Annotated in this window: 18 protein-coding genes; 7 read left to right on the top strand and 11 right to left on the bottom strand. The window is 47.7% G+C overall.

Translation table 11 applies throughout. The annotated features are described in order from the left end of the window. Positions 1-47: 47 nt before the first annotated feature. Positions 48-485: a surface-adhesin E family protein gene (locus H4O27_RS11355; protein ID WP_165007164.1), complete on the top strand. Its 438-nt coding sequence runs from the start codon at positions 48-50 to the stop codon at positions 483-485. An 89-nt stretch (positions 486-574) separates the two neighbouring features. Here the strand turns inward: H4O27_RS11355 and H4O27_RS11350 are convergent, their stop codons facing one another. The 6 genes from H4O27_RS11350 to waaC form a co-directional block, all read right to left on the bottom strand. Next, a complete protein-coding gene (locus H4O27_RS11350; protein WP_165007167.1) occupies positions 575-1,147 on the bottom strand; it encodes an L-threonylcarbamoyladenylate synthase in 573 nt (190 codons plus the stop codon). A gap of 59 nt (positions 1,148-1,206) precedes the next feature. Continuing rightward, positions 1,207-2,478, bottom strand: a complete 1,272-nt coding sequence (purD, locus tag H4O27_RS11345; RefSeq protein ID WP_165007170.1) for a phosphoribosylamine--glycine ligase — start codon at positions 2,476-2,478, stop codon at positions 1,207-1,209. Between the two features lie 151 nt (positions 2,479-2,629). Then, entirely contained in the window at positions 2,630-3,241 is a 612-nt protein-coding gene (locus tag H4O27_RS11340) for an IMPACT family protein (protein WP_165007173.1), read from the bottom strand. A 280-nt stretch (positions 3,242-3,521) separates the two neighbouring features. After that, positions 3,522-4,457, bottom strand: coding sequence for an electron transfer flavoprotein subunit alpha/FixB family protein (locus H4O27_RS11335; RefSeq protein ID WP_165007176.1), 936 nt, complete (start codon positions 4,455-4,457; stop codon positions 3,522-3,524). Between the two features lie 12 nt (positions 4,458-4,469). Beyond that, positions 4,470-5,219: an electron transfer flavoprotein subunit beta/FixA family protein gene (locus H4O27_RS11330; protein WP_165007180.1), complete on the bottom strand. Its 750-nt coding sequence runs from the start codon at positions 5,217-5,219 to the stop codon at positions 4,470-4,472. Positions 5,220-5,319: 100 nt separating this feature from the next. Beyond that, on the bottom strand, positions 5,320-6,300 hold the full coding sequence (gene waaC, locus H4O27_RS11325; protein ID WP_165007182.1) for a lipopolysaccharide heptosyltransferase I: 981 nt from the start codon (positions 6,298-6,300) through the stop codon (positions 5,320-5,322). A 209-nt stretch (positions 6,301-6,509) separates the two neighbouring features. Here waaC and tsaA point away from each other — a divergent pair, with 209 nt between their 5' ends. Continuing rightward, positions 6,510-7,190: a tRNA (N6-threonylcarbamoyladenosine(37)-N6)-methyltransferase TrmO gene (gene tsaA, locus H4O27_RS11320; protein WP_165007185.1), complete on the top strand. Its 681-nt coding sequence runs from the start codon at positions 6,510-6,512 to the stop codon at positions 7,188-7,190. A 70-nt stretch (positions 7,191-7,260) separates the two neighbouring features. Here tsaA and gap read toward each other — a convergent pair whose 3' ends face one another. Beyond that, positions 7,261-8,265 carry a type I glyceraldehyde-3-phosphate dehydrogenase gene (gap, locus tag H4O27_RS11315; protein ID WP_165007188.1) on the bottom strand — a complete coding sequence of 335 codons (1,005 nt, stop codon included), beginning with the start codon at positions 8,263-8,265 and terminating at the stop codon, positions 7,261-7,263. Positions 8,266-8,779: 514 nt separating this feature from the next. On the opposite strand from gap, the gene lpxC reads away from it, so the two are divergent. Then, positions 8,780-9,697 carry a UDP-3-O-acyl-N-acetylglucosamine deacetylase gene (lpxC, locus tag H4O27_RS11310; RefSeq protein WP_165007191.1) on the top strand — a complete coding sequence of 306 codons (918 nt, stop codon included), beginning with the start codon at positions 8,780-8,782 and terminating at the stop codon, positions 9,695-9,697. Positions 9,698-9,752: 55 nt separating this feature from the next. Here the strand turns inward: lpxC and H4O27_RS11305 are convergent, their stop codons facing one another. Continuing rightward, a complete protein-coding gene (locus H4O27_RS11305) occupies positions 9,753-10,094 on the bottom strand; it encodes a hypothetical protein (RefSeq protein WP_165007194.1) in 342 nt (113 codons plus the stop codon). 49 nt (positions 10,095-10,143) lie between these two features. Further along, the gene (gene ggt, locus H4O27_RS11300; RefSeq protein WP_165007197.1) at positions 10,144-11,901 is read right to left on the bottom strand and encodes a gamma-glutamyltransferase; all 1,758 of its coding nucleotides are present in this window, start codon (positions 11,899-11,901) and stop codon (positions 10,144-10,146) included. Positions 11,902-12,356: 455 nt separating this feature from the next. Between ggt and gnd the strand changes: the two genes are divergently transcribed. Beyond that, positions 12,357-13,805: a decarboxylating NADP(+)-dependent phosphogluconate dehydrogenase gene (gene gnd / locus H4O27_RS11295; RefSeq protein WP_165007200.1), complete on the top strand. Its 1,449-nt coding sequence runs from the start codon at positions 12,357-12,359 to the stop codon at positions 13,803-13,805. Between the two features lie 328 nt (positions 13,806-14,133). Here gnd and H4O27_RS11290 read toward each other — a convergent pair whose 3' ends face one another. After that, positions 14,134-15,084: a D-2-hydroxyacid dehydrogenase gene (locus H4O27_RS11290; RefSeq protein ID WP_165007203.1), complete on the bottom strand. Its 951-nt coding sequence runs from the start codon at positions 15,082-15,084 to the stop codon at positions 14,134-14,136. A 145-nt stretch (positions 15,085-15,229) separates the two neighbouring features. On the opposite strand from H4O27_RS11290, the gene H4O27_RS11285 reads away from it, so the two are divergent. From H4O27_RS11285 to H4O27_RS11275, 3 genes are all read left to right on the top strand, one after another. Continuing rightward, a complete protein-coding gene (locus tag H4O27_RS11285) occupies positions 15,230-15,466 on the top strand; it encodes a DUF2061 domain-containing protein (RefSeq protein WP_165007205.1) in 237 nt (78 codons plus the stop codon). Positions 15,467-15,506: 40 nt separating this feature from the next. Then, positions 15,507-15,833 (top strand): FKBP-type peptidyl-prolyl cis-trans isomerase, encoded by a 327-nt coding sequence (locus H4O27_RS11280; RefSeq protein WP_165007208.1) that lies wholly within the window; start codon positions 15,507-15,509, stop codon positions 15,831-15,833. 229 nt (positions 15,834-16,062) lie between these two features. Continuing rightward, complete coding sequence (locus tag H4O27_RS11275; protein WP_165007211.1) at positions 16,063-16,260, top strand: hypothetical protein; 198 nt, start codon at positions 16,063-16,065, stop codon at positions 16,258-16,260. Positions 16,261-16,336: 76 nt separating this feature from the next. Here H4O27_RS11275 and H4O27_RS11270 read toward each other — a convergent pair whose 3' ends face one another. Then, a complete protein-coding gene (locus tag H4O27_RS11270) occupies positions 16,337-16,819 on the bottom strand; it encodes a CinA family protein (protein WP_165007214.1) in 483 nt (160 codons plus the stop codon). Positions 16,820-16,946 lie beyond the last annotated feature (127 nt).

Raw genomic sequence — 16,946 nt, 5'->3', positions numbered from 1 at the left:
ATTCTTCACGCATAATAGCAATGATTGATTTTAAAACGAGGATAAACATGAATATGCAATGGTATCGCTTGAGTATGACTGCTTCTTTGGCATTGATTTTGGCTGCCTGTGCTTCATCGGGCGACTCAAGCGGTGGTAATTGGCAAAACATCGGCACCACATCCAATGGCAATATTAAAATCGCGGTGGATAAAAGCAGCATTAAGAGAAACGGCCAGCTGGTAATATTCCGCGACCGTAAAGTGATTTCCAAACCCAACGAAGAAAAATTCGTCAACACACCGGCTTATAAAACGGCATTGGCCGATTGGGAAATCCATTGCGGCAACAAAACCTACCGTCTGACGGCTTTGCAATTGCTGAATGACCATGGACAAACTGTTACCAACCAACGCTACACTGCCACTAATTTACGCCCGATGAGTGTGATGAGTGGCTCGATCACCGAAAAACAATATGAATTGGTGTGTGGTAAAAAACTTTAATCCACAAAATTATCCACAATAAAAATGCCGTCTGAAAATGTTATATGTTCAGACGGCATTTTTCGTAATTAGCTGATTTTTAAAACGTATCAGCGTAAACGTTTGCCTGTTTCACCATCAATAATTTGGCTTGGTATTTTCTGACGGCCGATTAAACCGCCGATAATCCACACTTTCCGCCCAAATTGTCTTCTGACTTCACGCTCGGTTTTGCAGGCGCGCTTTCCGGCCCGGTTGCACGATGTAGAAACCAATGGGGTATTCAAAGCATGGCACAATCGGCGTGCACCGACATGATCAGGCACGCGCACGGCCAGTTTTTCCCTGCCTTTACCGCGCAATAATGGCAACACACTTTTTTCAGACGGCAGCAAAAACGTTTTTGCTGCCGGCCAAGTTTGCTGCAATAAGATTTGCATATTTTCAGACGGCCTTTTAATCAAAGGTTGCAACTGGTCTAAATCGCTGCCAATAACAATCATACCCTTATGCTGCGGCCTTTTTTTCAGATGAATCACCCGTTTCAACCCTTGTGCATGCTTCGGCAAACAGCCCAAACCGTAGCAAGATTCGGTCGGATACGCCACCACACCACCTGAGTTCAAATGGCCGGTGAGTTTTCTTTGTTGGCTGGCAGATAAGATTCGGGGAAACGGTTTCATGGTATTTTCTGAATGAGGAAGGCCGTCTGAATTTTCAGACGGCCTTTTAAAAACATAGATTAGCGATTAATCGCTTTATCCGCAATATCTTTGCGGTATTGCATGCCGTCAAAGCTGACTTTTTCCAAAGCTGCGTAAGCCTTGCCTTTGGCTGCTGCCACGTCGTCACCCAAACCGACCACGCACAATACACGACCGCCATTGGTAATAATTTGGTTTTGCGCGTTCACCGATGTACCGGCATGAAACACTTTACCGATTCGATTGGCTTCGTCCAAACCGGAAACCACGTCGCCTTTTTTCGGCGATTCCGGATAATTTTCTGCAGCCAATACCACGCCGACAGCAGTTTGCGGGTTCCATTCGGCAATGACTTCGTTTAATTTACCGTCAATCGCAGCTTCAATCAAACCGACCAAATCAGTATCCAAGCGGCTCATAATCGGCTGGGTTTCCGGATCACCGAAGCGGCAGTTGAATTCGATGGTATAAGGCGCACCGTTTTCATCAATCATCAAACCGGCGTACAGAAAGCCGCTAAATGGATGACCTTCAGACTGCATACCTTTTACAGTAGGCAAAATAATTTCGTTCATAGCACGTTCGTACACGGCTTGTGTGACCACCGGTGCCGGACTGTATGCGCCCATACCGCCGGTATTCGGGCCTTGGTCATTGTCCAATAAGCGTTTATGGTCTTGACTGGTAGCCATCGGCAAAACGTTTTCACCATCCACCATCACAATAAAACTGGCTTCTTCACCTTGCAGGAAATCTTCAATTACCACGCGTGCGCCGGCATTGCCCATTTTGTTACCAAGCAGCATATCATCAATGGCGGCATGCGCTTCGTCTAAGGTGAGGGCGACAATCACGCCTTTACCGGCAGCTAAACCATCGGCTTTAATCACAATCGGCGCGCCTTTTTGATTAACGTAATTATGCGCGGCTTCAGCGTTTTCAAAGGTTTGGTATTGCGCAGTCGGAATGCCGTATTTGGCCATAAATGCTTTAGCAAAGTCTTTTGAACTTTCCAATTGCGCCGAATATTGGGTAGGGCCGAAAATTTTCAGACCTTGTGCACGAAAATCGTTTACCACACCTGCAGCCAAAGGCGCTTCCGGACCCACCACGGTAAAAGCAATGTTTTCTTTATTACAAAAATCAATCAAATCAGCATGCGCGGTTAAAGCAATATTTTGCAGCTTCGGCTCAATCGCCGTACCTGCATTACCGGGGGCCACAAATACGGTTTCTACGCGCTCGGATTGCGCCAGTTTCCACGCCAATGCATGCTCGCGACCGCCACTGCCAATAACCAACAATTTCATGCTTTCTCCTTGAAACATTGATTTCCGAATCAGATTAAAACGAAATTATAGCCTATATTCACACACTTAAACAGCTTTAAATCACTATGGTTCAAACTTTGCCAAGCACAAATTGAAATAAATAGGCCGTCTGAAATTTTCAGACGGCAGACTAAAATATTTCTTCTAAGTTAACATCAATTTGTCGGGTATGCTGCCAAGCGGTCACACAATCTTCGTAATTTGCCAAAGGCAGGCGCACGGTTAATTTGCAATCCAATTGTAAATCTTGCTCGATAATTTTGGCTTGATGCTGCCTAGCAATTCGAATTGCCTCGTTCAACACAGGATATTCGCAACGAATCCAAACCGTTTTTTCGATGTTTTTCTCAATGATTTCGGCAATGGCTAAGGCTTCGGCAGTAGAATTTTTATACGCCTGAATCAAGCCGGGTACACCTAATAATGTGCCGCCAAAATAACGCACTACTACCACCAGAACATCGGTCAATTCTGCCGAATCGATTTGACCGAGAATCGGCCGTCCTGCGCTGCCGGATGGTTCGCCATCATCATTGGCACGAAACTGCAAACCATCTACACCCAGTCGATAGGCATAGCACCAATGCCGTGCTTTGTGGTGTTCTTCACGTAAAGCATCGACATATTGCTTAACCTGCGCGACGCTGTGTATCGGATAGGCATAGGCAATAAATCGGCTGCCTTTGTCTTTGATTTCAGCCCGCACATGCGCTGCAATGGTGGAATAAGTCGTGATGGTCATGATTACTCTGGAAAAATTTCAGACGGCCTGATGAAAAGGCCGTCTGAAAATGTTTCACGTGAAACACTTTAATTGTAAAAAACCGCCGGGTCGTTTACACTTTTTATTGCAAAACAGCTTTTATTTTTTTGCCTGAACGTTTGTTTCGGGATTTTGAGCATTATCAAGAATCTACGGCTTTACTGTACCTTTCGACATTCTTGACAACGCTCGAAAACCCAAAAATGGATCTTCAGGCAAAAGAGGAAAAATGTAAGCAACACTGGGGTTTCCTACACTTTTAGTTTTTCAATGCTTCGGTTAACTGTGGCACGATTTCGAACAAATCGCCGACAATACCGTAATCCGCCACATTGAAAATCGGCGCTTCTGCATCTTTGTTCACAGCCACAATCACTTTGCTGTCTTGCATACCGGCAACGTGTTGAATGGCACCGGACACGCCGATGGCAAAATAAAGCTGCGGCGCAACCACTTTACCGGTTTGGCCGATTTGCAAATCATTCGGTGCATATTCGGCTTCTACTGCCGAACGGGAAGCTCCAATGGCCGCACCCAATACATCCGCCAAAGGGGTCAAAATTTGTTTGAAGTTTTCCGCGCTGCCCAACGCACGGCCACCGGTCACCACTACATTGGCTTGGGTCAGATCAGGGCGATCGGATTGCGCCAATTCGCGTTTCACAAAGCGGCTGATATTTTGCGCTTCAAGCGCAACTACGTTCACCACTTCAGCATTACCACCGGTAGCAGCAGCCGCTTCAAAAGCCGTGGCGCGGAAAGTCAACACCAATTTTTCAGACGGCGTTTGCACCATTTCAAAAGCATTACCGGCATAAATCGGACGCACAAAAGTTTGGTTATCCACAATTTCAGTCAAATCTGAAATTTGCGGTACATCCAAAACCGCAGCCACACGTGGCAGCAGGTTTTTACCGAATGCGGTTGCCGTAGCAGCAACATAGCGGTAATCGGCAGCCAATTTCACCACCAACGGAGCCAATTCTTCAGCCAAGCCTTCGGCATAATGTGCAGCTTCGGCAACCAATACCTTAGCCACGCCGACAACTTGTTCGGCATCTTCAGCTACCGTGGCGACACCGTTACCGGCCACCAATAAATGAACTTCACCCAATTTTTCAGCCGCTTTGACCGCGTGCAGGGTAGCAGGATTCAAATGCTGGTTGTTGTGTTCAGCAATCACTAATACGCTCATGGTTCCGCTCCCTTAAATCACTTTAGCTTCGTTTTTCAATTTTTCGACCAATTCAGCCACACCGGCAACTTTCACACCGGCTTGGCGCGCTTTAGGCTCCAATACTTTCACCATATTCACGCGTGCGCCAGTATCCACACCCAAATCGGCCAAAGCCATTTTTTCCAGCGGCTTTTTCTTGGCGGCCATGATGTTTGGCAATTTTACGAAGCGCGGTTCGTTCAAACGCAAATCGGCGCTGATCACCGCAGGTAAGTTCAACGCAATCATTTCTTCGCCACCGTCAATTTCACGGGTCACGATTATTTCGTTATCGTTCAATTCCACTTTAGAAGCAAACGTGGCTTGCGGTGCATTCAATAACGCAGCCAGCATTTGCGCGGTTTGATTGGCATCGTCATCAATCGCCTGCTTACCCAGCAACACAATCTGCGGATTTTCTTTTTCAACAACGGCTTTCAGCAATTTAGCCACAGCCAAAGGCTCGAGCCTGGTATCGGCTTCAATATGAATCGCGCGGTCTGCACCCATTGCCAAAGCAGTGCGCAACGTGTCTTCGCATTTTTTTTCGCCGATAGACACAGCGACAATTTCGCTGACTTTGCCGGCTTCTTTTAAGCGTACAGCTTCTTCTACGGCGATTTCGTCAAACGGGTTCATCGACATTTTTACGTTACCGATATCCACATCCGAACCATCAGCTTTGACACGAACTTTCACGTTGTAATCAACCACGCGTTTTACTGCGACCAATGCTTTCATTCCATACTCCTAAACAGGAATTTCAAAAATAATTTCGATTCAGCCGACTCAATCATCGGCTAAGTATAGTGGATTCACTATAATTTGACGGCGTTGCGTTTCAGACGGCCTGATAATTATTTTTAGCAACCACACATTTCATCAAAATACGATAAACTTCTTCAATCGCCGGGATTTGTGCCACATTGCCCAAATTTTGAGCCCACGGCGACACTTGCACGCCGGTTTTGAGCGGATCGGTATCGGTATAAATACCGACTACCGGCTTATCCAAGGCATTGGCCAAGTGCAGTAAACCGGTATCCACACCAATCACGCCGACCGCCTTATCCAATAAATCTGCTGCCTGCAATAAGTTCATTTTATCGCACACGATGGCAAACGGCAGATTGGCGGCGATTTTTTCAGCACGTGCTTTTTCGGTAGCACTGCCCCAAGGCAGATACACCTTGGCATTCTGCTCAGCATGCAGCTTCTGCAATAAAGCCACCCAGTTTTCGGATGGCCATAATTTGCTGTCGCGGCTGGTGGCATGTAGCGCCACATAATAAGGCGTGTGCAAATTATTCAGACGGCCTGCTTCGGGTACTTCTAAGCCGAAAGATTGCCGATCGGGCATGGCGTAACCGAATACTTGTGCGAACAATATACGGTTTCGCCAAACCGCATTTCTGCCTTTTTCCACGGCAAACTTCTGCCGATAAAAATGCGCTGCCCAGCTTTCGCGGGCGCTGTGTTGATCCAAACCATAAATCGGCGCTTTTGCCATTTTGGCAAATAAGGCACTTTTCATCAGCCCTTGGCTATCCAATACAAAATCAAATTGTTCTTGCTGCAAAACAGTTTTCAGACGGCCTATTTCACGCCATGTTTCCGCTTGGATCAGGTTTTTACGCCATTGCCGCCATTTCATGGCATGCACTTTTTTAACGAACGGGTGCAAACGGGCAATATCGGCAAAACCGGCTTCACTCAACCAATGCAATTCCACATCCGGACGCTGTTGCGCCAAATCTTGTACAGCAGGCAAGGTGTGAATCAAATCGCCCATACTGGACAAACGGACGAGCAGAATTTTCATAAGCAGTGACGTTTCACGTGAAACAATTATAACTGTTTGATTTTAAATAAATAATTATTATTTCACCAACCTGTTGCCATATAAAAACGCGTGAAACGCTGTTTTACATGCAGTTTATCGGCAAAATAAACCTGCGTATTATATCAAATTCATGCCCGATTTGGGACTTATTGCTGTGATATGATACGGTTTTTCTCTCCTTGCCAATCATGTCTTACACTATCGAAACCATTGCCCGCGTGCATTCTCCCTACAAGCAAAAATTCGGCGTGGCGCGTCAGCCGGGCCTGGTGCCGGCAGCGGAAGTATGCATTGAATTGCAACCCGAATTTCACGCCGACAGCGTGCGCGGCTTGGAAGATTTTGGCTATATTTGGGTCAGCTTTATTTTTCATGGTGTATTGGGCGAAGGTTGGTCGCCGTTGGTGCGGCCGCCGCGTTTGGGCGGCAAACAAAAAATGGGCGTGTTTGCCACGCGCAGCCCTCATCGCCCCAACCATCTCGGCTTATCATTGCTCAAACTCGAACGCATTGAAACCAACAAAACTGTGAAACTCTATTGCAGCGGCGCGGATTTGCTCGACGGCACGCCGGTTATCGACATCAAACCCTATATTCCGTTTGTCGAAGCCAAGACAGATGCAGCCAGTGGTTTTGTCACCGGCAAACCTCAAGAATTAACTGTTGTGTGGCAAAACGAAGCACTGCAAACTGCATTATCCACCAAAGAGCGTGATGTTATTGTACAAAGCATCGCCCAAGACCCGCGCCCTGCCTATCAAAATATTCCGGAGCGCGTGTATGTGATGAACATCTTGGATTACGAAGTGGAATTTCAAATTCAAGCACAAACCGCCACCATTATCGATATTGCCTTACATCAAGCATAACTATGCCGATAAGCAAAAAAAGCCGTCTGAAAATTCATTTTTCAGACGGCCTTTTCTACGTTTAAACCAATTAGATCTTAGCGGCAAAGTATGCCAAAGTGCGCACCAATTGGCAGGTATAAGACATTTCATTGTCGTACCAAGCCACGGTTTTCACCAATTGTTTGCCGCCGACAGTCATCACGCGGGTTTGGGTTGCGTCAAACAATGAACCGAACTCAATACCCACTACGTCAGAAGACACGATTTCGTCTTCAGTGTAGCCGTAAGATTCGTTCGCAGCGGCTTTCATCGCAGCGTTGACTTCTTCTTTGGTTACTTGGCGTTCCAACACCGTTACCAATTCGGTCAACGAGCCGGTAGCCACCGGTACGCGTTGGGCAGAACCGTCCAATTTGCCGTTCAATTCCGGAATCACCAAGCCGATGGCTTTGGCCGCGCCGGTACTGTTCGGCACGATATTGATGGCAGCGGCGCGGGCACGGCGTTTGTCGCCTTTGCGGTGCGGTGCGTCCAAGGTGTTTTGGTCGCCGGTGTAGGCGTGGATGGTGGTCATCAAACCTTCCACCACACCGAATTCTTTTTGCAACACGGCAGCCATCGGCGCTAAGCAGTTGGTGGTGCATGAAGCGGCGGAAATCACAGTTTCACTGCCGTCCAATACTGATTCGTTCACACCGAATACCACGGTTTTCACATCGTTGCCGCCCGGTGCGGAAATCACTACTTTACGCGCGCCGGCACGGATGTGCGCTTGACATTTTTCATTGCTGGTAAAGAAACCGGTGCATTCCAAGACCACATCCACACCCAATTCACCCCAAGGCAATTCTTCAGGATTCGGGTTGGCAAATACTTTGATTTCTTTACCGTTAACCACGATTGCATCATCTTTCAATTCGGCAGTACCTTGGAAACGGCCTTGGCTACTGTCGTATTTAAACAGGTGCAGCAGCATATCGGCAGGGGTCAAGTCATTGACCGCTACGACTTCAATACCTTCGGCTTTAACAATTTGACGCAAAGCCAAACGGCCAATACGGCCGAAACCATTAATCGCAACTTTAATGCTCATCTGTATACTCCTACATAAAAAGGGAAAAATTTTCGATGGCCTGATTGTATCGTGAAATAAAACTACTACCTACGATTACATTTCACTACTTCAAAAATGTTTGATTTAAATAAACAAATAGTCAAATAAAGCCGTTTTAAGGAAACCTTGTTGGTCAAACAAAACATAAAAGATGATACGTCACAACAATTCAAATTTTATTAAAATAAAAAGATGATTTGGATGATAGCCTGATTGTAGTGTGGATAAGTAAAAAAATAAATTTTAAAACAAAATGATAGATTGTCAATTATGCTGGGTTTAACCCATACGGGAGCCGTATTATGAAATGGGATAATCTATCTGCTTCTTTTCAAGTCTGTGGATAAGTGCATATTTTTCCACCGATTACCCACTATTTTTCAGACGGCCTATTGTGCCTTAATAAAATCATAAGTAAATACTATTAAAAATAATGGCTGATTGATTCATTTTTATCGTATTATCAGGTTATTAATCATCGGAGAGCCTTATTATGTTGCAAAGAACGCTTGCCAAATCCATCAGCGTCACCGGCGTCGGCCTGCATTCGGGCGAACGCGTTGCGCTGACCCTGCATCCCGCCCCGGAAAACAGCGGCATTTCCTTCCGCCGTACCGATTTGAGCGGCGAGCAGGGCGAAATCATCAAACTCACGCCTTACTTAATCAACGATACGCGCCTGTCGTCCACCGTGGTCACTGAAAACGGCGTGCGTGTCGGCACCGTCGAACACATTATGTCCGCACTATCCGCCTACGGTGTGGACAATGCTTTAATTGAACTCAACGCGCCTGAAATCCCGATTATGGACGGTTCCAGCCTGCCGTTTATCTACCTGTTGCAGGATGCCGGTATTGTCGATCAAAAAGCGCAAAAACGTTTTCTGCGCATTTTAAAGCCCGTAGAAGTGAAAGAAACCGGCAAATGGGTGCGTTTCACTCCTTACAACGGCTTTAAAGTGACATTGACCATCGAATTTGACCACCCCGTATTCAACCGCAGCGCGCCGACTTTTGAAATCGACTTCGCCGGCAAATCTTATGTGGACGAAATTGCCCGTGCCCGCACCTTCGGCTTTATGCAGGAAGTCGAACTCATGCGTGCCCATAATCTCGGCTTGGGCGGCAACTTGACCAATGCCATCGTGATTGATGATGTGGATATCCTAAATCCGGAAGGTTTGCGCTATCCCGATGAATTCGTGCGTCACAAGATCCTCGACGCTATCGGCGACTTATACATCGTCGGCCACCCGATTATCGGCGCATTCGAAGGCTACAAATCCGGCCATGCCATCAATAATGCCTTACTGCGTGTGATTTTGGCCGATGAAAGCAATTATGAGTGGGTAGAATTCAGTCACGAAGATGATTTACCGGCTGCGTTCCATGAATTGCCGAGCGCGGCTTAAAGTTGAAATAGTTATCCATAAAAATGCCGTCTGAAATATTTCAGACGGCATTTTGTTAAGCCAGACTCATAAAAGAAACAAAGACAGGCGCCAGCGCACCCAAAAATAAAATAAGTAACCACAGCGGCAAATTATCCGCCACATAACGCAGCAGTGCAAAATAAGCCCACGCATACACAAATAAAGTCGCCGCCGCAAACAGTGTGCCAAACAAAGTTGCACCGCCAAACCCAGCCATCAGCACCTGCAACACCGCCAATGCTGCCGCCCAATACCATGCGCTGCTGCTTTCGATAAAATAATCTTGCAGTTTGCCAAAGAGTAACAACATGAAAATCCCCAACATCGCCATTCCTTTATCCACAATATCCGTCGCTAAAGTATAAAATAAAAACATGCCGTCTGAAACCTTTCAGACGGCATGTTTTATTCAAAGCAGATGTTCATCAGTCCCCCATCACTTTGCCTTCGCGGCGCGGGTCGGCACCGCCCTGCAAACCGTCTTTACCGATGACAATGCCTTGTACGCCTGAATTCAAATCGCGCACCTGCACTTTATAACCCAGCTGTTCCAATTGCGGCGCACGGGCGGCGGCAGCGGTGTCTTGTTCAATTTCATAGGTGCTGCCGCGGTTGAGCATGTTTGGCAGGGAAATGGCCGTCTGAATATCCATGCCCCAGTCGATGTGCGCGACTAAGGTTTTGGCTACATAACCGATAATGCGGCTGCCACCCGGTGAACCGACCGCCATGTAAGGCTTGCCGTTTTTCATCACGATGGTCGGCGCCATGGAAGAACGCGGGCGTTTGCCGCCGGCCACGCTGTTGGCCACCACTTTGCCTTCAGCATTGGCCGGGTTAAAAGCGAAGTCGGTTAATTCGTTGTTCAATAAATAGCCGTTGGCCATTAAGGTGGAACCGAAGGCATTTTCAATCGAGGTAGTCATGGAAACCACGTTACCTTCTTTATCCACAATCACGATGTGGCTGGTCGAAGGCAGCTCCACCGGCTTGCCGGCGGCAAATTGATTGCTCAATTTACCGGCATTGATTTGCGGCAAGGCTTTATCGGCGGCGCGGATTTCTTGTGCGCGGCTGTCCAAATAAGATTTGCTGATTAAGGCTTTGGTCGGCACAGTGACAAAATCAGGGTCGGCCACATAGTAATCACGGTCGGCAAAGGCCACGCGTGAAGCGTCGCCGATCCAGCGCCAACTGTGGATATTTTCCGCACCCGTTTTTTTCATGTCTTGCGTTTGCAAAATGCCCAAAATCTGACTCAAAGCAATGCCGCCCGAGCTTGGGGCGTCCATGCCGCACACTTCGTATTCACGATACGGTGCGCACACCGGCGTGCGCTCGATGACGCGGTAGTTTTTGAAGTCGGCCAGCGTGATTTTCCCCGGATTGTCTGCCGCGCCGGTGACGGTGTTCACCATATTCTGCGCCGGTTTGCCATTATAAAACGGTGCGCTGCCCTGCGTGGCCAATAGTTTCACCGATTGGGCGAATTCAGGGTTTTTCAACACGGTACCTGCGGCCAACGGTACGCCGTTGGGCAGGAAATAAGCGGCAGTCTGTGGATAACGTTGCAGCGATTCTTTGTTTTGCTCAATTGATTGCGACATACGCGGCGATACGGCAAAGCCTTGCTCGGCCAACTGAATCGGCTTGTCAAACAGGCTTTGCCACGGCAATTTGCCGTAACGCTTGTGGGTATCTTCCAAAAGTTTCGGAATGCCCGGCACGCCGACCGAACGGCCGCCGACTACGGCTTTCATAAAGGCCAGCGGTTTGCCGTTTGCATCTAGGAATAATTCCGGTGTGGCTGATTTCGGTGCGGTTTCGCGTGCGTCAAAAGTGGTGAGTTTTTTGGCTTTGTTGTCCCAATACACTAAAAACGCGCCGCCGCCCAAGCCGGAAGATTGCGGCTCGGTCAGACTCAAAGTGGTTTGCATGGCAATCATCGCGTCAATCGCGCTGCCGCCGCGTTTCAAGATTTCATAGCCGGCTTCGGTGGCCAACGGATTGGCCGAAGCGGCCATAAATTCTTTGGCATGCACCAATTTCTGCTCGGTCAAACCCGTACCTTGTTCCGGTGAATGGGTGTCGGCGGAAACCACGGCCGGTTTCGGCGCCGGAGATTGTGCACAAGCGGCCAGCAGCAAAGTGGCCAAAATGCTTAATGTCCAAGTTGATTTCATTTCATACTCCTCTTTTCTCATGTTTCAGACGGCCTGAATGGTCTTAAATTGAACGTATAACCTTAAACAGACCGACTATAGCCCAAAGCGTTCGCATTTTCCAAGAATAAGTTGGCATAAGCTTGTCGGTAAGCTGATATTTATACACAGACTGTCTGAAAATTTTAAAATTATCCACATTTGCAAACAATCCGCAAGCCGCTTTATCCTTAGAGTTTATTTTAGATAAGTTTTTGAAAAATAATCGGGATAAAAGTTATACACAAGAAAGCTGCCTGCTCGTAATCATAATCTTTTTATATTTAAATTTTAAATATTGTTCTGTTTGTGGCTTTTCAGCCCGGATAAAAACCTTAAGCTAACTTTTCAAAAAATTTGAAAGTTAAGGATTGTTAAAGCACTGTAAATCAGGTAGAGTAATGCCCGATAAATTAACAATAACGGAGCTTCCTTCAATGAAAGGCGACATCGGTGTCATCGGTTTGGCCGTCATGGGTCAAAACCTGATTTTGAACATGAACGATCACGGTTTTAAAGTAGTAGCATTTAACCGCACCACCAGTAAAGTAGACGATTTTTTAAATGGTGCCGCCAAAGGCACCGATATTATTGGTGCTTATTCTCTGCAAGACTTGGTCGATAAATTAGAAAAACCGCGCAAAATCATGATGATGGTGCGTGCCGGTACTGTGGTCGATGATTTTATCGAACAATTGGTGCCTTTATTGGATCAAGGCGACGTCATCATTGACGGCGGCAACGCCAATTATCCCGACTCCACCCGCCGCACCCGCGAGCTGGCCGCCAAAGGCATTCGCTTTATCGGTGCCGGTGTATCGGGCGGTGAAGAAGGCGCGCGCAATGGCCCTTCGATTATGCCGGGCGGCGACGAGAGCGCATGGCCGGAAGTAAAACCGATTTTCCAAGCCATCGCCGCGAAAACACCCGAAGGCGAGCCTTGCTGTGATTGGGTCGGCCGCGACGGTGCCGGCCACTTTGTCAAAATGGTGCACAACGGCATCGAATACGGCGATATGCAGCTGATTTGCGAAGCCTACCAATTCATGAAAGACGGCTTGGGCTTGTCTTACGATGAAATGCACGACATTTTCAGCGCGTGGAATCAAACCGAGTTGGATTCCTATCTGGTTGAAATTACAGCCGATATTTTAGGTTATAAAGATGAAAACGGCGAACCGCTGGTTGAAAAAATTCTGGATACCGCCGGCCAAAAAGGCACCGGCAAATGGACCGGCATCAATGCTTTGGATTTGGGTATTCCGTTGACGCTGATTTCCGAAGCCGTGTTCGCCCGCTGCGTGTCGGCATTCAAAGAACAACGCGTGCAAACCGGCAAACTGTTCGGCAAAACCGTCACTCCGATCAGCGGCGACAAAGCCGAGTGGGTCGAGGCTTTGCGCCAAGCACTGTTGGCTTCAAAAATCATTTCTTACGCCCAAGGCTTTATGCTGATTCGCGAAGCCAGTGAAACCAACAACTGGGCGTTGAACTACGGCAACACCGCCTTGCTGTGGCGTGAAGGCTGCATTATCCGCAGTGCCTTCTTGGGCAATATCCGCGATGCTTACGAAACCAATCCGGATTTGGTGTTCTTGGGTACGGATCCGTATTTCAAAGGCGTATTGGAAAGCTGCTTGCCGGCATGGCGCAAAGTGGTGGCCAAAGCGATCGAAAGCGGCATTGCCATGCCGTGTATGGCGTCGGCGATTACTTTCTTGGACGGCTACACCACCGAACGTTTACCGGCCAATCTGTTGCAGGCGCAACGCGACTACTTCGGCGCACACACTTACGAGCGCACCGACCGTCCGCGCGGTGAGTTTTTCCACACCAACTGGACCGGCACCGGTGGCGACACCGCGTCAACCACTTACGATATTTAATCAATTGTGGATAACTGATTTGCATGAGCCGCTTGAATGGCTGATTGAATCAAGGCCGTCTGAAATAGGAAAGTATTTCAGACGGCCTTGATTTTTGTTGTGATAAGTTTTTCCACATTAAATAACAAAGCCAATAGACAAAATCATCAATCTATCTTTTTGAATTATCGATAAAAATTAAAATGCCGTCTGAACCTTTCAGACGGCATTTTAATATTGTTCACAAAACTATCCACAAGTTTTCAAGAAGTATTTTCGGGCTGATACGGCTTGATTCACAGAAACCTTACTGAATAAAGGGTGTTGATTGTGGATAGCGTTCTAAACCTTACACCAAATTCTGTGGTTGGCCTTTGACAAACTTATCCACATTGTCCAACAGAATATCAAACAAGCGGTTGATGGCTTCGTGGCTTGCCCAAGCCATGTGCGGCGTAATAATCAAGTTCGGCAAATGCACTTTGAGCAAAGGATTGCCATTGCGCGGCGGCTCTTCGGTCAGCACATCAAACCCTGCCCCGCCGATTTGGCCGTATTTCAAAGCAGCAACTAAGGCGGTTTCGTCAACCAAACCGCCGCGGCCGCAGTTAATCAAAATCGCGCCGGGCTTCATTTGTTTCAATTCGGTCTCGCCGATCATATTGGCGGTTTGCTCGGTCAGCGGGCAATGCAGCGAAATCACATCCGCCGTCTGAACCGCTTCCCCAAACGACACATAACCTTCGCGCACTGTTTCGGCATGTTTGTGCTCGCCGAAAACTACATTCATATTGAAGGCTTCGGCATAACGTGCCAAAGTTTGCCCGATGTTGCCGCGCCCGAAAACCGCCAGCGTTTTGCCGTTTAAATCGCGCATCGGCGCACCGTAATGGCAGAAAAACGGCGATTGTTCCCACAAGCCGGCAGCGACGTCGCGCTGATAGGCGGGCAGGTTGCGGATTAAGGCAATCATCAGCATAAAGGCGTGCTCCGCCACCGATTCATTGCCGTAAGCGCGCACGTTCGCCACCGCTACACCGGCTTGTTTTGCTGCCCCGACATCGACATTGTTCACGCCGGTAGCCGCCACCGCAATCAGCTTGAGCTGAGGATTTTGCGCAATGGCTTCGGCGGAGACCACCACTTTGTTGGTCATCACGATGTCGGCACCGTCAATACGGGCTAAGGCTTCGTGCGGCCCGGTGGTATCGTAGCAAATCAATTCATGTGGAAAATCAAAGGTAATGTCGCGGTCCGGCAGCGTGGCGCGGTCGAGCATGACGATTTTTAGCGGCTTCATATAATTTCCTTTATGAGAAATTTTATAACGATTGTTTTAGGCTAAGGTCAAATAAAAATATCCAACTGTACGCATGATTTGCGAATCGTTATTATTCTTCTTAATGATACAGGCCGAGTTTCAGAGGGCCTTGGAGGGAAATATTATGATTAAAACCATGACCTTTGCAATGCTTCATTTCGGCGTAGCCTTCAGCGTGGCCTATGTTCTGACCGGCAGCATCGGCATTTCCAGTGCGGTGGCTTTGATCGAGCCGATGGTGAATACCGTGGTGTTTTATTTCCATGAAAAAGCGTGGAACCGCTACGAGCGCAAAAAAACAAAAAAACAGGAAATGCCGCTGCCGCTGCATCAATGTGCCGCTGCGCAGAAAATGTGTTAAGCTAAACCTTCCCCCTCTCCAACGCAAAGAAGGAAACAGCATGAGCTTGATTATTGAAGATATTGAAGTCGGCAGCGGCAAAGAAGCCGTTAAAGGCAAAGAAATCACCGTACATTACACCGGTTGGTTGGAAAACGGCACCAAATTCGATTCCAGCGTCGACCGCGGTCAGCCTTTGACCATTATTTTGGGTGTCGGCCAAGTGATTCAGGGCTGGGACGAAGGTTTCGGCGGCATGAAAGAAGGCGGCAAGCGCAAATTAACGATTCCTGCGGAAATGGGCTATGGCGCGCGCGGTGCCGGTAGCGTGATTCCGCCGAATGCAACGTTGGTTTTTGAAGTAGAACTGTTAAAAGTTCATGACTAAATAGTTCCTTATAAAATAAAAGGCCGTCTGAAATAATATGCTTACGTGTTGTTCAGACGGCCTTTTATTGTTTCCTATACGGATAAACTTATGATATAAACATATTATATTATTGAATTTAAAGTAATATTTCTAAATTTTTTTGAACTTTTATTACCTAAAGCTTTCTTACAGAAACCGTATCGCTGTTGATACTGTGTTTGAAAACCATAAGTAAGAAGGAAATACCATGAAAAAATTTGCTGCATTATTGACTGCTGCCGCTTTGTCGGCCACCGTATTGGCTGCCCAAGCAGAAAAAGAAGCTAAAACCGCTGCGGTTGAAGTTCAAGCTGAACAAGCTTCTGCACCTGTGACCTTTGAAGAAGTGGTAGAATCTGCCGCTGCTTCTGATGCGACTGCCAGCGCAGCGAGCACAGCACAATAATCGTCATTTTTTGACAGATTAAATAAAGCAGGCCGTCTGAAATAATTCGGACGGCCTGCTTTATTTGTTTATCCCATCAGGCAGTTTGATTTGCAGTTAAATGTCCAGCCAACAGATTCAGCGCAAAATCCACCGCTTGGCGGCGCACACTTTCACGGTCGCCTTCAAATAAAGCCGTGCATTCGATGTTTTTCACCGGCGTGACCAAGCCGAACCAAACCGTGCCGACAGGTTTGTCCTTGCTGCCGCCCTCGGGTCCCGCGATGCCGGAAATACTCAGCGCATAATCCGCCTGCGCCACCGCTTTTGCTCCGCGCGCCATTTCATATACCGTTTCGCGGCTGACCGCGCCGTGTTGTAACAACGTTTCGGGCATTACGCCTAAAGTGTTTTCCTTGGCTTGGTTGCTGTAGGTGACAAAGCTTTGGTGAAACCACTGCGAGCTGCCGGAAATGCTGGTAAATGCGGCCGACAATAAACCGCCGGTGCAGGATTCCGCGCTGGTGACGGTTTGGCGGTGGTCGGACAAATGTTGTGCGATGGTTTGAAGTGCCGTCATGAGGGTTCCTTTCGGGATGAATAGGATCGAAAACGAACTGAATGCCGAGATCTCGGGCCGTCTGAAAAGATTGTACGCCGTTTTAAAAAACAAACGCAAATATGTTGGTTATTTTAAGGCCGAATAA

Origin of the sequence: Neisseria yangbaofengii (assembly GCF_014898075.1) — a bacterium.
In the GTDB taxonomy this organism is placed as follows: Bacteria; Pseudomonadota; Gammaproteobacteria; order Burkholderiales; family Neisseriaceae; genus Neisseria; species Neisseria yangbaofengii.
Note: the sequence above shows the minus strand (reverse complement) of the source record. Positions and strands in the feature narration are given on the sequence as shown.

Excerpts from the sequence above, each read along its gene's own strand:
- H4O27_RS11355 (WP_165007164.1), top strand. The coding sequence starts at position 48 with ATGAATATGCAATGGTATCGCTTGAGTATGACTGCTTCTTTGGCATTG.
- H4O27_RS11350 (WP_165007167.1), bottom strand. The coding sequence starts at position 1,147 with ATGAAACCGTTTCCCCGAATCTTATCTGCCAGCCAACAAAGAAAACTC.
- purD (WP_165007170.1), bottom strand. The coding sequence starts at position 2,478 with ATGAAATTGTTGGTTATTGGCAGTGGCGGTCGCGAGCATGCATTGGCG.
- H4O27_RS11340 (WP_165007173.1), bottom strand. The coding sequence starts at position 3,241 with ATGACCATCACGACTTATTCCACCATTGCAGCGCATGTGCGGGCTGAA.
- H4O27_RS11335 (WP_165007176.1), bottom strand. The coding sequence starts at position 4,457 with ATGAGCGTATTAGTGATTGCTGAACACAACAACCAGCATTTGAATCCT.
- H4O27_RS11330 (WP_165007180.1), bottom strand. The coding sequence starts at position 5,219 with ATGAAAGCATTGGTCGCAGTAAAACGCGTGGTTGATTACAACGTGAAA.
- waaC (WP_165007182.1), bottom strand. The coding sequence starts at position 6,300 with ATGAAAATTCTGCTCGTCCGTTTGTCCAGTATGGGCGATTTGATTCAC.
- tsaA (WP_165007185.1), top strand. The coding sequence starts at position 6,510 with ATGTCTTACACTATCGAAACCATTGCCCGCGTGCATTCTCCCTACAAG.
- gap (WP_165007188.1), bottom strand. The coding sequence starts at position 8,265 with ATGAGCATTAAAGTTGCGATTAATGGTTTCGGCCGTATTGGCCGTTTG.
- lpxC (WP_165007191.1), top strand. The coding sequence starts at position 8,780 with ATGTTGCAAAGAACGCTTGCCAAATCCATCAGCGTCACCGGCGTCGGC.
- H4O27_RS11305 (WP_165007194.1), bottom strand. The coding sequence starts at position 10,094 with ATGTTTTTATTTTATACTTTAGCGACGGATATTGTGGATAAAGGAATG.
- ggt (WP_165007197.1), bottom strand. The coding sequence starts at position 11,901 with ATGAAATCAACTTGGACATTAAGCATTTTGGCCACTTTGCTGCTGGCC.
- gnd (WP_165007200.1), top strand. The coding sequence starts at position 12,357 with ATGAAAGGCGACATCGGTGTCATCGGTTTGGCCGTCATGGGTCAAAAC.
- H4O27_RS11290 (WP_165007203.1), bottom strand. The coding sequence starts at position 15,084 with ATGAAGCCGCTAAAAATCGTCATGCTCGACCGCGCCACGCTGCCGGAC.
- H4O27_RS11285 (WP_165007205.1), top strand. The coding sequence starts at position 15,230 with ATGATTAAAACCATGACCTTTGCAATGCTTCATTTCGGCGTAGCCTTC.
- H4O27_RS11280 (WP_165007208.1), top strand. The coding sequence starts at position 15,507 with ATGAGCTTGATTATTGAAGATATTGAAGTCGGCAGCGGCAAAGAAGCC.
- H4O27_RS11275 (WP_165007211.1), top strand. The coding sequence starts at position 16,063 with ATGAAAAAATTTGCTGCATTATTGACTGCTGCCGCTTTGTCGGCCACC.
- H4O27_RS11270 (WP_165007214.1), bottom strand. The coding sequence starts at position 16,819 with ATGACGGCACTTCAAACCATCGCACAACATTTGTCCGACCACCGCCAA.